12 protein-coding genes are annotated in these 15,646 nt (G+C 62.0%); 8 read left to right on the forward strand and 4 right to left on the reverse strand.

Going from position 1 to position 15,646, the window contains the following annotated elements:
- Nucleotides 1–2: 2 nt before the first annotated feature.
- Complete coding sequence (locus tag P3C18_RS05710) at nucleotides 3–1,403, reverse strand: enolase C-terminal domain-like protein (protein ID WP_275961592.1); 1,401 nt, start codon at nucleotides 1,401–1,403, stop codon at nucleotides 3–5.
- A 667-nt stretch (nucleotides 1,404–2,070) separates the two neighbouring features.
- Here P3C18_RS05710 and kdgD point away from each other — a divergent pair.
- The 6 genes from kdgD to P3C18_RS05740 all read left to right on the forward strand — a co-directional run bounded on the left by kdgD (nucleotide 2,071) and on the right by P3C18_RS05740 (nucleotide 9,979).
- A complete protein-coding gene (kdgD, locus tag P3C18_RS05715) occupies nucleotides 2,071–2,982 on the forward strand; it encodes a 5-dehydro-4-deoxyglucarate dehydratase (protein ID WP_275960887.1) in 912 nt (303 codons plus the stop codon).
- A gap of 54 nt (nucleotides 2,983–3,036) precedes the next feature.
- Nucleotides 3,037–4,479, forward strand: coding sequence for an aldehyde dehydrogenase family protein (locus P3C18_RS05720; protein ID WP_275960888.1), 1,443 nt, complete (start codon nucleotides 3,037–3,039; stop codon nucleotides 4,477–4,479).
- Nucleotides 4,480–4,626: 147 nt separating this feature from the next.
- On the forward strand, nucleotides 4,627–5,982 hold the full coding sequence (gene gudD / locus P3C18_RS05725; protein ID WP_275960889.1) for a glucarate dehydratase: 1,356 nt from the start codon (nucleotides 4,627–4,629) through the stop codon (nucleotides 5,980–5,982).
- A gap of 72 nt (nucleotides 5,983–6,054) precedes the next feature.
- Nucleotides 6,055–7,410 carry an MFS transporter gene (locus tag P3C18_RS05730; protein ID WP_275960890.1) on the forward strand — a complete coding sequence of 452 codons (1,356 nt, stop codon included), beginning with the start codon at nucleotides 6,055–6,057 and terminating at the stop codon, nucleotides 7,408–7,410.
- A 14-nt stretch (nucleotides 7,411–7,424) separates the two neighbouring features.
- Complete coding sequence (gene garD, locus P3C18_RS05735) at nucleotides 7,425–8,981, forward strand: galactarate dehydratase (RefSeq protein ID WP_275961593.1); 1,557 nt, start codon at nucleotides 7,425–7,427, stop codon at nucleotides 8,979–8,981.
- Between the two features lie 59 nt (nucleotides 8,982–9,040).
- The gene (locus tag P3C18_RS05740; RefSeq protein WP_275960891.1) at nucleotides 9,041–9,979 is read left to right on the forward strand and encodes a 2-hydroxyacid dehydrogenase; all 939 of its coding nucleotides are present in this window, start codon (nucleotides 9,041–9,043) and stop codon (nucleotides 9,977–9,979) included.
- Nucleotides 9,980–10,120: 141 nt separating this feature from the next.
- On the opposite strand, the gene P3C18_RS05745 is transcribed toward P3C18_RS05740, so the two are convergent.
- On the reverse strand, nucleotides 10,121–10,666 hold the full coding sequence (locus P3C18_RS05745) for a tetratricopeptide repeat protein (protein WP_275960892.1): 546 nt from the start codon (nucleotides 10,664–10,666) through the stop codon (nucleotides 10,121–10,123).
- A 240-nt stretch (nucleotides 10,667–10,906) separates the two neighbouring features.
- On the opposite strand from P3C18_RS05745, the gene P3C18_RS05750 reads away from it, so the two are divergent.
- A complete protein-coding gene (locus tag P3C18_RS05750) occupies nucleotides 10,907–12,037 on the forward strand; it encodes a M14-type cytosolic carboxypeptidase (protein WP_275960893.1) in 1,131 nt (376 codons plus the stop codon).
- Nucleotides 12,038–12,171: 134 nt separating this feature from the next.
- Here the strand turns inward: P3C18_RS05750 and P3C18_RS05755 are convergent, their stop codons facing one another.
- Nucleotides 12,172–13,434, reverse strand: coding sequence for an OprD family porin (locus tag P3C18_RS05755; protein WP_275960894.1), 1,263 nt, complete (start codon nucleotides 13,432–13,434; stop codon nucleotides 12,172–12,174).
- Nucleotides 13,435–14,039: 605 nt separating this feature from the next.
- Here P3C18_RS05755 and P3C18_RS05760 point away from each other — a divergent pair.
- Nucleotides 14,040–14,396 (forward strand): 5-carboxymethyl-2-hydroxymuconate isomerase, encoded by a 357-nt coding sequence (locus P3C18_RS05760; RefSeq protein ID WP_275960895.1) that lies wholly within the window; start codon nucleotides 14,040–14,042, stop codon nucleotides 14,394–14,396.
- An 85-nt stretch (nucleotides 14,397–14,481) separates the two neighbouring features.
- Here P3C18_RS05760 and gcvT read toward each other — a convergent pair whose 3' ends face one another.
- Entirely contained in the window at nucleotides 14,482–15,606 is a 1,125-nt protein-coding gene (gene gcvT / locus P3C18_RS05765) for a glycine cleavage system aminomethyltransferase GcvT (protein ID WP_275960896.1), read from the reverse strand.
- Between the last annotated feature and the right edge of the window lie 40 nt (nucleotides 15,607–15,646).

Here is a 15,646-nt window from a genome sequence, read left to right on the forward strand (position 1 = left end):
CGCTAGGCCGGCTGGCGGCCGAGGCTCGGTTGCTTGGGGTGGTACTGCCAGCCTGGAACCAGGTACTGCATGGCCATGGCGTCGTCGCGCGCACCGTTGGCCACTTCCTTGTAAAGCTCGTGGGCGGTCATGATTCGCTGCATATCGGGTTCGATGCCGAGGCCAGGTTTATCAGGCACTTCGACCTGGCCGCCGATAATCTGCAGCGGCTCGCGGGTCAGGCGCTCTTCGCCTTCCTGCCAGATCCAGTGGGTATCGATGGCGGTAATGCGCCCCGGTACGGCGGCTGCGGCGTGGGTGAACATGGCCAGGGAAATGTCGAAGTGGTTGTTGGAGTGCGAGCCCCAGGTCATACCGAATTCTTCGCAGACCTGGCCGAGGCGCACGGCGCCCTGCATGGTCCAGAAGTGCGGGTCGGCCAGCGGAATGTCCACGGCTTCCAGGCGCAGTGAATGGCCCATCTGCCGCCAGTCGGTGGCGACCATATTGGTGGCGGTGGGAATGCCGGTGGCGCGTTTGAATTCGGCCATGATTTCGCGACCGGAATAACCGTTCTCCGGGCCGCAAGGGTCTTCGGCGTAAGCCAGCACATGGCCCTGACCCTGGCACAGCTCGATGGCCTCATTCAGGGACCAGGCACCGTTGGGGTCGAGGGTTACGCGGGCGTCGGGGAAGCGCGCCTTGATCGCGCGAATCGCGTCCATCTCCTCCTCGCCGCGCATCACTCCGCCCTTGAGCTTGAAGTCGTTGAAGCCGTAGCGCGCATGCGCGGCTTCAGCCAGGCGGGCAATGGCCGCCGGGGTCAGCGCGGCCTGGTGGCGCAGGTGATACCAGTCGTCAGCTGCACCCTGGCCGGCCAGGTAGGGCAGGTCGGTGCGCTGGCGCTCTCCTATATAGAAGAGGTAAGCCAGCATCGGTACGCGGTCGCGTTGTTGGCCGCTGCCGAGCAGTTCGGCCACCGGCACATCGAGGTGCTGGCCGAGCAGGTCGAGCAGGGCGGCTTCCACGGCAGTGATGACGTTATCCAGGCGCAGGTTGATTTCGTGTGGCTGTTGCAGCACCCGTGCTTCGGATTCCGAAGTGACCTGATGCTGGGTGGTCTGCGGGCCATTGCCGCGGCCAGCGATGGCCTGGCGAAGGCTGTTGAGTACGCGGTTGTAACGGCCGACCGGCTGGCCGATGACCAGATCGCGGCAGCGCTCCAACGCCTGGCGAATGCCTTCGCCGCCGGGCACCTCACCGCAGCCGGTGCGTCCGGCGCTGTCAGTGAGCAGTACCAGGTTGCGGGTGAAGTACGGCGCGTGAGCACCGCACAGATTAAGCAGCATGCTATCGCGGCCTGCCACCGGGATGACCTGCATCGTCACCACTTGTGGGGTTTGGGTCGGGGCCTGTTCAAACATACGCATGGTTCTCCTGATGACAGCACAGTGCAGGGATGGGCTTAACCGTGAACGGATTTGGTGCTCGGCATTGCCGGCATGGCGCAGGGCAATGGGGGCAAACAGAAAGAGGTGTGGTGCGCTGTGCTGTCGTGTCGCCACAAGAGGCGTGGGCCGGCAGGAGGGCAGACGAAGGTCGGGCTGCGCCGCAGGTGCAATGCGTTAGGCTGGCGGACACCCAGTGAGGTTCGCGGGGTGGCGGCTGTCGGGCATGTCAACGGCGCGTGGACCTGGGTATCTGTAATCATGGCTGGGCCTGATTTTTGTTTTTAGAATTGTTATGTGTTGTCGTACAACTTGGCTGGATTATCAACAGCGTTTGCCAGGCTTGTCAACGCAAGCTGGGCTGAAAAGTGCGCTTAGCGACCACTGGTTTTAGCTGCGAACTGGGTGTGTGGGTTGTACCGCTGCCTTGCCTGGTGTTTCTGCAATGACGTAGTGGTGCGTCTAAGTCGGGGGTTAGCGCGGGTTGGCGGATGTTGCGCAGGGGAGTGGCCGGTACGTGAGGGCGGCTATCGACGATGGTCGGTAGCGTAAAGGTATGGCGTTGATGATTGTTGTACGATAACGTATCTCTACAGCTGCGGCTGACGCTTCCCTCACAACTGCTCTACAGGGTGTTCGAATAATGAATCCACAAGAACTGAAGTCCATCCTCTCTTCCGGTCTGCTGTCTTTCCCGGTGACCGACTTTGATGCTACCGGCGATTTCCGCGCCGATACCTATGCTCGCCGCCTGGAGTGGCTGGCCCCTTACGGCGCCTCTGCGCTGTTCGCCGCCGGTGGTACCGGTGAGTTTTTCTCGCTGACTGGCAAAGAGTATTCGGCGGTGATCAAGACCGCCGTCGACACCTGCGCTGGCAGTGTGCCAATTCTCGCCGGCGTCGGTGGTCCGACCCGTCAGGCCATCGAAATGGCTCAGGAAGCCGAGCGTCTCGGGGCCAAAGGTCTGCTGCTGCTGCCGCATTACCTGACCGAAGCCAGCCAGGAAGGTGTAGCCCTGCACGTTGAAGCCGTGTGCAAATCGGTGAAGATCGGCGTGGTGGTTTACAACCGCAGCGTCTGCCGCCTGAACGCGCCGTTGCTGGAGCAGGTGGCTGATCGTTGCCCGAACCTGATCGGCTACAAGGACGGCATCGGCGATATCGAGCTGATGGTCTCCATCCGCCGTCGTCTGGGTGATCGCTTGAGCTACCTCGGCGGCCTGCAGACTGCCGAAGTCTACGCCGCTGCTTATAAGGCGCTGGGCGTGCCGGTGTACTCCTCGGCGGTGTTCAACTTTATCCCGAAAACCGCGATGAATTTCTACCACGCCATGGCCCGTGACGATCACGCCACCGTTGGCAAGATCATCGACGAGTTCTTCCTGCCGTACCTGGCCATCCGCAATCGCTGCGCCGGTTATGGCGTCAGCATTATCAAAGCGGGCGCGAAGATTGTCGGCCATGACGCCGGTCCGGTGCGCACGCCGCTGACCGATCTGCTGCCGGAAGAGTACGAAATGCTCGCCGCGCTGATCGACACCCAAGGCGCGCAATAAACCCCGTCATCTGAGAGCGGTGCGTTATGCGCCGCTTCGCAACAGGAGGCTCTTGTGGCCAATCCATCGCGTTACGACAACTTTATCGGCGGCCAATGGGTCGCTGCTGCCAGCTACTCGACCAACACCAGTCCGTCGGATCTGTCCGATGTGGTCGGTGAGTACGCTCAGGCCGATGCTGCCCAGGTTAACCAGGCCATCGCTGCCGCCCGCGCTGCGTTCCCGGCCTGGTCGACCTCAGGCATCCAGGCGCGCAGCGATGCACTGGATAAAGTCGGCAGCGAAATCCTCGCCCGCCGTGAAGAACTCGGCACCCTGCTGGCCAGGGAAGAGGGCAAAACCCTGCCCGAAGCCATCGGCGAAGTCAGCCGCGCCGGCAATATCTTCAAGTTCTTCGCCGGAGAATGCCTGCGTCAGGCTGGTGAACTGCTGGCTTCGGTGCGTCCCGGTGTTTCGGTGGAAGTCACCCGCGAGCCGCTGGGCGTGATCGGCCTGATCACCCCGTGGAACTTTCCTATCGCAATCCCTGCCTGGAAAGTTGCTCCGGCGCTGGCCTACGGCAACTGCGTGGTATTGAAACCGGCCGATCTGGTACCGGGCTGCGCCTGGGCGATTGCCGAAATCATCTCCCGCGCGGGCTTCCCGGCCGGCGTATTCAACCTGGTGATGGGCAGCGGCCGAGTGGTCGGTGAAGCCATCGTGCAGAGCCCGCAGGTCGATGGCGTCAGCTTTACCGGTTCGGTCGGCGTTGGCCGCAGCATCGCCGCCAGTTGTGTGGCGCGTGGCGCCAAGGTGCAGCTGGAAATGGGTGGCAAGAACCCGCAGGTGATCCTCGATGACGCGGACCTGAAAACCGCTGTCGAGCTGTCGGTGCAGAGCGCCTTCTACTCCACCGGTCAGCGTTGCACGGCTTCCAGCCGCTTGATCGTCACTGCCGGTATCTACGACCAGTTTGTCGCGGCCATGGCCGAGCGGATGAAGTCGATCAAGGTCGGCAACGCCCTGGAAAAAGGCGTGGACATCGGCCCGGTGGTCTCCCAGGCGCAGCTTGAACAGGACCTGCGTTATATCGAAATCGGCAAGCAGGAAGGCGCACGCCTGGTCTGCGGCGGCGAGCGCGTTTCCTGCGAGCAGGACGGCTACTACCTGGCACCGACGCTGTTCGCCGACAGCACCGCCGATATGCGCATCAGCCGCGAAGAGATCTTTGGCCCGGTGGCGAATATCGTCAAAGTCGCCGACTACGACGCGGCGCTGGCCATGGCCAATGACACCGAGTTTGGTCTGTCCGCCGGTATCTGCACCACCTCGCTGAAGTACGCCAATCACTTCAAGCGGCATGCCCAGGCCGGTATGGTCATGGTCAACCTGCCCACTGCTGGGGTGGATTACCACGTGCCGTTCGGTGGCCGCAAAGGTTCGTCCTATGGCAGCCGCGAGCAGGGCAAATACGCCCAGGAGTTCTATACCACGGTGAAGACCACCTATATCGGTTAAGCCCGGTGCAGACCGTAGGGTGGATCGCGCTCCACCGATCCACCACAGCATCGTTGTGGTGGATGAAAATGCGTCATCCACCCTACGGCCTTAGGTTGTTTATTCCTTGCTGTAACCATCCCGCCTAACAATAAAAAGGGAACGGTCATGAGTACACAGAACACTGCCGGCGCCTTTGCAGGTGCCCCGATCATCACTGAGCTGCAGGTGGTTCCGGTCGCCGGCCACGACAGCATGCTGCTCAATTTGAGTGGCGCCCACGGCCCATTCTTTACCCGCAATATCCTTATTCTCAAAGACAACGCCGGGCATATCGGCGTTGGCGAAGTACCGGGCGGCGAAGCCATTCGCCAGACCCTGGAAGATGCCCGCGCGCTGCTGGTTGGTCAGTCCATCGGCAACTACAACGGCCTGCTTAACCAGGTGCGCCAGACCTTCGCCGACCGCGACTCCGGCGGCCGTGGCCTGCAGACCTTCGACCTGCGTATTACCATCCACGCGGTCACTGCCCTGGAGGCGGCGTTGCTCGATCTGCTCGGCCAGCACCTCGGTGTGCCGGTCGCAGCACTGCTTGGCGAAGGCCAGCAGCGCGATGCGGTGGAGATGCTCGGCTACCTGTTCTTTATTGCCGACAAGGGCAAGACCGACCTCGGTTACCGTGATGAACGCAATGCTGACGACGCCTGGTTCCGCGTGCGTAACGAGCAGGCGCTAAGCCCCGAGACTATCGTCCGCCAGGCCGAAGCCGCCCATGCGCGCTATGGCTTCAATGACTTCAAACTGAAAGGCGGGGTGCTGCAAGGCGCGGAAGAGGTCGAGGCGATTCGTGCCCTGGCCGCACGCTTCCCGGAGGCGCGAGTAACCCTTGACCCGAACGGCGGCTGGTCCCTGGCTGAAGCCGTGCACCTGTGCCGTGATCTGCATGGTGTGCTGGCCTATGCCGAAGACCCCTGCGGTGCGGAAAACGGCTATTCCGGCCGCGAGGTGATGGCCGAGTTCCGCCGCGCCACCGGCCTGCCGACCGCGACCAATATGATCGCCACCGACTGGCGGCAAATGGGTCACTGCATCCAGTTGCAGTCGGTGGATATTCCGCTGGCCGATCCGCACTTCTGGACCATGCAGGGTTCGGTGCGCGTGGCGCAGATGTGCAACGAATGGGGCCTGACCTGGGGCTCGCACTCCAACAACCACTTCGATATTTCCCTGGCCATGTTCACTCACGTGGCCGCCGCCGCGCCGGGCAAGGTCACGGCCATCGACACCCACTGGATCTGGCAGGACGGCCAGTACCTGACCCACAACCCGCTGCAGATCGAAGGCGGCCTGGTGCAGGTGCCGAAGACCCCAGGTCTTGGTGTGGAGCTGGATTGGGATGCCCTGGCCAAGGCTCACGAGCTGTACAAGGGCATGGGCCTGGGTGCGCGCAACGATGCGGTGGCCATGCAGTATCTGATCCCCAACTGGCAGTTCGATAACAAGCGGCCTTGCCTGGTGCGTTGAACCTAAGGTCCGGCGGCCCGGTGTCCAACGACATCGGGCCGTTCCACGCGAATTTCTCGATGAGTTGGCCAGATGCAAGCAGTCAAACCAGGCCGGGTGCGTTATTCCATTCTGCTGATGCTGTTCCTCGTCACCACGGTCACCTTTGCCGACCGCTCCAGCCTGTCGATTGCCGGTGCCGCGCTGCAGGCGGATCTGGGCATCGATGCGGTGATGCTCGGCTATATCTTTTCGGCGTTCGGCTGGGCCTATGTGATCGGGCAGATTCCCGGTGGCTGGTTGTTTGATCGCTTTGGTGCCAAGCGCGTCTATTTCATCACCCTGTTGTGCTGGTCGCTGTTCACCCTGTTGCAGGGCTTTGTCGACATGCTGCCGCTGGCCTGGGCCATCGTTACCCTGTTTGGTCTGCGCCTGGCGGTAGGCTTTGCCGGCGCGCCGTGCTTTCCGGGTAATGCGCGGATCATCGCCGCCTGGTTCCCCACCCGCGAGCGGGCCACCGCAACTGCCATGTCTACTTCGGCGCAGTATGCCGCCACTGCGGTATTCGCCCCGTTGATGGGCTGGGTGGTGCAGGACATGGGCTGGCAGTATGTGTTCTTTGTGCTCGGTGGTCTGGGCCTGCTGCTCTGTGGCGTGTGGCTCAAGCTGATGCACAGCCCGCGTGAACATCCGCATCTTGGCGCGGCCGAGTTTGCTTATATCGAAGACGGCGGCGGCCTGATCGACCTGGCCCCACGTCCGCCCGGTGCGGGCGGTTCACAGTGGCGCTACCTCAAGTTGCTGCTGACCCAGCGCACGCTGATCGGCCTGTATCTGGGCCAGTACTGCAATAACGCCATTACCTATTTCTTCCTCACCTGGTTTCCCGTGTACCTGGTGCAGGCGCGCGGTATGAGCATTCTCGCCGCCGGTTTTGCCGCTTCGCTACCGGCGATCAGCGGCTTTTTCGGCGGCGTGCTCGGCGGCCTGGTGTCGGACGGTCTGCTGCGTCGCGGCTATTCCCTGACCCTGGCGCGCAAGTTGCCCATCGTCGTCGGCATGCTGCTGGCGAGCTGCATCGTGCTGAGCATCCATGTCGAAAGTGATAGCGCAGTGATCGCTCTGATGGCTCTGGCGTTCTTCGGCAAAGGCTTCGGTTCGCTCGGCTGGACGCTGGTGGCCGACACCTCGCCACGGCAGATCGTTGGCCTGTCCGGTGGGTTGTTCAATACCTTCGGCAACCTGGCGGCGATCACCACACCGATCGTGGTCGGTTACCTGGTCAGCCACACCGGCTCATTTGACGCGGCGCTGATCTATGTCGGTGCCAACGCTGTGCTGGCGGTAATCAGTTATCTGTTTATCGTCGGTCGTATTCAACGGATCGAGTTGAACGATCCGCCAAACCTTGCGGCTGAAAGCGCCGTGGCGGCGTCCAACTTGAAATAGAGGAGAGCATGTCCATGCAGTTGATTGCCCATCAGGATTCGCCTCGCTATATCCGCCTGCACCCGGCCGACAACGTCGGCGTGGTGGTCAATGAGCAGGGTGTGGCCAAGGACGGTCGCTTTGCCGATGGCCTGGTGGCCGTCGAAGGCATTCCGCAGAGCCATAAGGTGGCGTTGCAGGATATCGCCGTGGACGGCGACGTGGTGCGCTACGGCGAGGTCATCGGTTACGCCCTGGAGCCTATCGCCGCCGGGCGCTGGGTGACCGAGGCGCAGCTGCGCATGCCGGAGCCGCCGGCGCTGGATAACCTGCCCAAGGCGACCCTGGCGGCCGCGCCGATTGAGCCGCTTAGCGGCTACACCTTCGAGGGTTTCCGTAACCCGGACGGCACGGTCGGCACCCGCAATATTCTTGGCGTCACCACCACCGTGCAGTGCGTGGTCGGCGTGCTCGATCACTGCGTCGAGCGGGTGCGCAAGGAGCTGCTGCCCAAGTACCCGCATGTCGATGACGTGGTCGCGCTATCGCACAGCTATGGCTGCGGCGTGGCGATCAATGCGCCGGACGCGGTGGTGCCGATCCGCACCCTCTACAACATCAGCCGCAACCCCAACCTTGGCGGCCAGGCGCTGGTGATCAGCCTCGGCTGCGAGAAGCTGCAGGCCAGCCAGTTGATGGATGGCGACCAGTTGACCAATGGTATGGACGAGGAGGACTGGCTATTCCGCCTGCAGGATTCCAGCAACGGCTTTGCCGGCATGGTCGAGCAGATCATGGCGATGATCGAGGCGCGCCTGCAGGTGCTGAATGAGCGTCGCCGTGAGACGGTGCCTGCATCTGAACTGTCCGTTGGTATGCAGTGTGGTGGCAGCGACGCGTTTTCCGGCATCACCGCCAACCCGGCCCTGGGTGTGGCCGCCGATCTGCTGGTGCGCGCCGGTGCCACGGTGATGTTCTCCGAGAACACCGAAGTGCGTGACGGCATCCATCTGCTCACCCCGCGCGCGGCTTCGATCGAGGTCGCCGATGCGCTGATCCGCGAGATGGACTGGTACGACCGCTATCTGCAGCGCGGCATGGCCGACCGCAGCGCCAACACCACGCCGGGCAACAAGAAGGGCGGGCTGAACAATATCGTCGAGAAGGCCATGGGCTCGATTGCCAAGTCCGGCTCCAGCCCCATCGCGGGGGTGGTTTCACCAGGTGAGCGGGTGCGCGGCAAGGGCCTGTGGTTTTGCGCCACGCCGGCCAGCGACTTTATCTGCGGAACCCTGCAGATCGCCGCCGGGATGAATCTGCATATCTTTACCACCGGCCGCGGCACGCCCTACGGCCTGGCCATGGTGCCGGTAATCAAGGTTGCCACCCGCACCCAGTTGGCTGAGCGCTGGCCGGACCTGATCGACGTCGACGCCGGGCAGATCACTTCCGGGCGCATGACCCTAGACGAGATGGGCTGGTACATCTTTCAGCTGTACCTGGATGTCGCCAGCGGCAAGCAACAGACCTGGGCCGAGAAGCACAGGCTGCACAACGACCTGACCCTGTTCAACCCTGCTCCGGTGACCTGAATGCCGCTGTGCCGCACGCACCAGCCATCACCGATATAGCGCTCAACCAAGGAGCCCCCATGAGCAAGCCCCAGGTATTGCAGATCGGCCCGCTAAGCGAGCGCTTCAATCGCACGCTGGCTGAGCAATATAAAGTCACCGCGTTATGGCAACAGGCCGATCCGCTGGCCTTTCTGTGTGAGCGGGGCGGGCAATTCGAGTTGCTGGTTTCTTCGGCGCGCTTCGGTTGCAGCGCTGAGCAGCTGGCATGCCTACCAAACCTGCGCGCCATCTGCAGCTTCGGCGTGGGTTACGACCCTTATCCGCTGGAGCTGCTACGCGAGCGCGGCATCGCCATCAGCACCACCCCGGATGTGCTCAACGACTGCGTCGCCGACCTGGCCATGGGCCTGATTATCGACACGGCGCGGCAACTGAGCGCAGCTGATCGCTTTGTCCGGCAAGGGCAGTGGCTGGCGGGCAACTACCCGCTGACGCGCAAGGTCAGCGGCAAGAAACTCGGCATCGTCGGCCTTGGCCGCATCGGTCAGGCCATCGCCCGGCGCGCTGAAGGTTTTGCTATGCCGGTGCGCTACCACAAGCGCCACCAGGACCCGAGCAGCCCTTATGGTTTTGAGGCGGATCTGCTGGCCTTGGCGCAGTGGGCGGATTTTCTGGTGCTGGCCTGCCCTGGCGGTGCGGCCACCCGTCATCTGATCGATGCGCCCGTGCTGGCGGCGCTGGGGCCGCAGGGCATTCTGGTGAATATCGCGCGCGGCAGCGTGGTCGAGCAGTCGGCGCTGGTCGCAGCGCTGCTCGATGGCTCGCTGGGTGGGGCTGGGCTGGATGTATTTGCAGACGAGCCCGAAGTACCGCATGCGCTGTTTGCCTTGCCCAATGTGGTGCTGTTGCCCCACGTCGGCAGCGGCACGCAAGAAACCCGTTTGCAGATGGAAGAGCTGGTGCTGGCCAATCTGCAGGCATTTATCGACAAGGGGGAGCTGCTGACGCCGCTCTGACCTCGGCCTGAATATGAGGGTTCGCCGCGTGGCGCACCGTCATATCCGGATCGCTGTCACAAGCGGCGATCCGGTTTCTTACGTCTGTTTTACTGACATCTTGGTTGTAGCGGCGCACCACAAGTGCGCCGTTTTTTCTGTTCAGGGCATTTCCTGCAACGCTGTGCAGCTGGCGCTGTAGTTCTGCTGGCAGGCGCTGGTGAACAGGCGGCGGGCCTGGTTGGCGTCCAACGGTACGCCTTGTTCGCCGCGCAGGTAGAGGTTGCCGAGGATGTGCTGGGCCATCGGGTTGCCGCCGGCCGCGGACTGGTTGAGGTACTTGAGCATTTGTTGCGGGTTGTTGAAATCCGGGTTGTCGCGTCCGGTATACAGGTAGGCCAGGCTGACTGCGGCCATGGCGTGGCCTTTGTCGGCGGCGAGCTTCCACCAGTATTCGGCCTGCTTGAGGTCCTTGTTCGGCTTACCGACGAAGTACAGGCTGCCGAGCTGGAACTGGCTGTCGAGATCGCCACGGTTGGCCTGGCTGCGCAGGTTGGCCTCGGCGGCGCTGTTTTCGCGGGGCGCATCGGCTTGCTGGGTGGGCTGTTCGGTCTGGCTTTGTTCCGGCTGGCTGGCACAGCCGCCCAGCAGCAGGCCTGCGCAGAGCAGCAACAACAGTGGGCGGTGGCGTAGTGGCGCAATATTCATGCGGATGGCTGCTCCCTTGAGTTGGTATTGAGCGTTAAGTCGAACCTGCGGCGGGTACTCACAAGACTACAGGCATGCTGGCAAGTTGCGCGGCGGTCGAGCTGTTGGCTACGTTGATCGTCCCTGGCAGGTTGCAGAATCCATATCAGTTTGTCGCCTGCAGCGTTTCGCCCACGCGCCAGAGCTGCGATTCTTGCTCATCTTCGCGTCTCTCCATGCATCCAGGCCTTCGAGGTATCCATGCAGATCAGCTCCAACTTCGACAGCGGCAATATTGAGGTCATCGACGCCAACAACCCGCAGCAGGTGCAGCTGGCGATTCGTCCGGACCTCAACAGTGGGCATTTCCAGTGGTTCCACTTCAAGGTTGAAGGTTTGCAGCCTGGGCAGCGTTACGGCTTTAGTCTGGGCAATGCCGGGCAGTCGTCTTACCCGAATGCCTGGAGCGGTTACCACGCCGTGGCCTCTTACGATCAGCGCGATTGGTTTCGGGTGCCCAGCCGCTTTGCAGGCGGCGCGCTGAGTTTCGATATTGAACCGCAGCACGGGCAGATCTGGTTTGCCTATTTCGAGCCCTACAGCCGCGAGCGTCATGCTCTGCTGATTGAGGATGCGCAGCGTCTGGCTGGTGCCGAGCTGTTTGCCACGGGTAAGAGCATCGAGGGCCGACCTATCGAGTTGCTGCGCATCAGCCGCAACCCGCAGGCGCAGCGCAAGATCTGGCTGATCGCCCAGCAGCATCCCGGCGAGCATATGGCCGAGTGGTTTATGCAGGGGCTGCTTGAGCGTCTGCAGCTGCGCGATGATGCCGAGCTGAATGCCCTGCTGGAAAAGGCTGATCTGTACCTGGTGCCGAATATGAATCCGGACGGTGCCTTTCGTGGCCATCTGCGCACCAACGTCGCTGGGTGTGACCTTAACCGCGCCTGGCAGTCGGCTAGTGAGGCGGATAGCCCTGAGGTGTATTTCGTCCAGCAGCAGATGCGCGTTGTGGGCGTCGATCTGTTTCTGGATATCCACGGCGACGAGGAAATTCCTCATGTGTTTGTCGCCGGCTGTGAAGGCAACCCCGGCTATAGCCCGCGCCTGCAACGTCTGGAAAACCAGTTCAAGCAGTTGCTGATCGATAACGGCGCCGAGTTCCAGACCGCCTTCGGCTACACCCCCGATCAGTTCGGTCAGGCCAACACCAGCCTGGCCTGCAACGCCGTCGGCATGGAGTTCGATTGCCTGGCCTTTACTATCGAAATGCCGTTCAAGGATCACGACGACCGTCCCAATCCGCACACTGGCTGGAGCGGTGCGCGTTCGATGCAACTGGGCAATGATGTGCTCAGCGTCGCAGCGGCGATGGTCGACGAGTTGCGCTGAGGCATACGTTTAACGTCGCGCCGCGACGACCCGCAGGGTGGTCGCCATGGATGGCCGGACATAAAAAAGCCCGTCGCAAGGACGGGCTGAAGGTTTCACACACGAGGAGTAATCGATGCCGATGTTGCGGTGGATTACAGCAGGGACAGCGGGTAGTTGAAGATCAAACGGTTTTCATGCAGATCCTGGCCAACGTCGCGGCGGACGGTGGAGTTACGCCATTTCACGTTGAGGTTCTTGAACGTGCCGCTCTGTACTGTGTAGGCCAGTTCGGATTCGCGGCCCCACTCTTCGGCGTCATCGCGGCCACCGGCCTTGATGTTGTCGCCGCTGACGTAGCGGTTCATCAAGGTCATGCCAGGAATGCCGAGGCCGGCGAAGTTGTAATCGTGGCGAACCTGCCAGGAGCGCTCTTCCGGGTTGTCGTAGGAGTTGGTGAAGCCGTCGTTGACCAGCGTGCCGCCGCTGGCGCCGTCGATGCGCATAAACTTGGTGTCGCCGTCCAGGTGCTGGTAGGCCAGGGTAAAGGCGTTGTTGCCGGTCTTGGCGGTGAAGCTGCCCTGGTAGACCTTGTTGTCTAGCTTGCCGGCCTTGGCCGCGCCTTCATCCTTGCCATCGACGTAGCCGAGATTGGTGCTCAGTACCCAGTCGCCAATCGGTTGGTTGTGGGTCAACTGGACGTAGCTCTGCTGGTAAACGTCTTCCAGGCGGGCGTGCCATGCACCGACCAGGGTGTTGTTGCCGTTGAACTTGTATTCACCGCCGCCGAAGTTGAAATCATCGCCTTCGACGCCGCTGTAGCTCATTTCTTCACGGCTGGCATCGTTACGCTGGCTGTTCTTCCAGAACTGGCCACCGTAAAGGGTCAGGCCATCAAACTCGTTGGAGGTGATCTGCGCGCCCTGAAAGGTTTGCGGCAGCGCGCGCCCGTCGTCCGCGCGGAGGATCGGCAGCACGGCGAACCATTCACCGACTTTCAACTCGGTTTTCGACAGCATGGCTTTAGCCGCGACAGCCACACGGCCGTAGCTGTCGGCCGAGTCACCGTCGTCATGTTTCGGCAGCAGACCGCTACCCGTGGAGCCGCCACCACTGTCGAGCTTGACCGCGCCCAGAACCAGTGCATCCAGGCCAAAGCCGACGGTGCCTTGGGTAAAGCCAGAGCGTGCATCGATGATCATGCTCTGCGTCCACTCGGCGGCCTGGCCCTGGTCATTGCCATTAACAGACGGGCCAGTGTGGTTAAGGAAGTTGCGATTGAAGTAGTAGTTACGCAGGCCGATGGTGACCTTGGAATCGTCGATAAAACCGGCAGCCTGGCTGCTGAGTGGCAGAGCGAGGGCCATGCTGCCTGCGGTGGTGAGCAGGGCGAGCGAGAGGGCATTGCGTACAGTCATTGTTGTTTTGCTCCCATTTTTGAACAAGCCGTTCCCTTGCCGGCCTGAGTTGCCAGCGGCGAGCGAAAGGAACGAGTGAGTTGCCCCATGCCAGGGCGACAAGCGCGCCCTTGGTCGGGGGCGCGCCTCTGCTTCAGGCTTAGCCGTCGGCGAATTCGGTTGGGCGATACGTGAGTCGCCGGCGGCTCGGCCTGTTGGGCGGCGAGGCGGGGCGTGCTGTGGCAGGACACAGGGTGACCGATGTGGCGAGTGCGACAATCGTCATGGTGAGGCCTTGATTTTTGTTTTTATGATTTGTTGTATGTTGTCATACAACATTGGCTGAATTATCAGCAGCCTCTGCCGGGTTTGTCAACGCATGCCTAGACCAAAGTTGTAGGGCTCCGGCAATGATCATTCATCGAATAGCCGTGTTTTGTTGGCTGTAATCCTTGTGGTGCAAGGAGTTATGCAATTTTAAGCGTTGGGTTAAAGCGCCGTTCGGCGCGCGGCGAACACACGCAAAGCGGCCGAACGTCGTGTAAAAGCGCTGTTTCTGCATTTTTAGTTGTGCGATAACGTATGACAAATTAAGCCGCTGGCTCGGCCCCACTCTGGAGACACCCATGCCGCATTGCCTGGTTGAAGGCTCGCAAACCCTCACGCGCTTGATCACCCCGTCCGAACTGCTTGGCGTTGTCGAGAATGCTGCGACTGCCACCCAGTTGTTCCAGTCGGGTGAGGTCAAGCTGCGCCTAAGCCTGTATGAGCACTTCAGTGTGGGCGGCACGCAGGAGGACTTCGTGCACCTGATCTTCTACATCCTCACCGGGCGCACCGATGAGCAGAAGCGCTTGCTGTCACGACAGATCGTACGGGCGCTGGTCGAGCGTTTGCCGAGCGTCAATGCCGTGTCGCTGGATGTACGCGATATCGACCGCGAGGTGTTCAGCAACCGACGCAGTTGCCTGCTGCCGGACTGAGCCGGTGACGTGCGCTGATAGTCGTACGGGATAGCCATACGAAAAGTGCTGCGCCAGCCGGGCGGCCGGCGCAGTGGGGGCGGCGTTAACCGCGGTAGTAACGCTGCGGCACAAACGGGGTTTTGGCCACTTTCATCGCCACGCGCTTGCCGCGCACCATGGCCCATACCTCGGTATCCAGGGCGACATGGCTGCTCTGCAGATAACCCATGGCTACCGGGGCGGCCAGGGTTGGGCCGAAGCCGCCGCTGCAGACGGTGCCGATCACCGTGCCATCGGCATCAACAATTTCTGCGCCTTCACGCACCGGTACACGTTCCTGCGGCAGCAGGCCGACGCGCTTGCTGGCAACGCCTTGTTGTTGCTGGGCGAAGATTCGCTCGGCACCTGGGAAGCCGCCTGCGCGTGCGCCATCGGCGCGGCGTGGTTTGGATATGGCCCACAGCAGGCTGGCTTCGATTGGCGTGGTGCTGGTGCTCATATCGTGGCCATACAGGCACAGGCCGGCCTCCAAGCGCAGCGAGTCGCGCGCGCCGAGGCCAATAGCCGCTACTTCCGGTTCGGCCAACAGGCTGCGCGCCAGGGTTTCGGCGTGGGCGGCTGGTACGGAGATTTCAAAGCCGTCTTCGCCGGTGTAGCCGGAGCGGCTGACGTAGCAGTCGACGCCCAGCAGACGCACGGGGGCGAATTGCATAAAGGTCATCTTGGCCACTTCTGGAGCCAGGCGCGTCAGTACGTCGACGGCTTTCGGGCCTTGCAGCGCCAAAAGTGCGCGTGCTTCAAACAGGCTTTCGATTTCACACTGGCTGCCAATATGCTTTTGCAGGTGGGCCAGGTCTTGGTCCTTGCAAGCGGCGTTGACCACCAGAAACAGCGTGTCGTCACCCAGGTTGGCGACCATCAGGTCGTCGAGGATGCCGCCGTTGTCATCGGTGAACATGGCATAGCGCTGCATGCCCACCGGTAGGTCGATGATGTCCACCGGCACCAGGCTTTCCAGCGCCTTGGCGGCATCTGCGCCGCGCAGGACGATCTGGCCCATGTGCGAGACATCAAACAGGCCGGCGGCTTCGCGGGTGTGCAGGTGTTCCTTCATCACCCCGAGCGGGTACTGCACCGGCATGTCGTAGCCGGCGAACGGCACCATGCGCGCGCCCAGTTCGAGATGCAGGGCGTGTAGTGGGGTTTTCGCCAGTGTTTCAGTGGTCATGCGGTTCTCCAAAACTAAGTCTGTGTGACGGATAGAGATT

Source organism: Pseudomonas sp. 1928-m (genome assembly GCF_029269135.1).
Taxonomy (GTDB): domain Bacteria; phylum Pseudomonadota; class Gammaproteobacteria; order Pseudomonadales; family Pseudomonadaceae; genus Aquipseudomonas.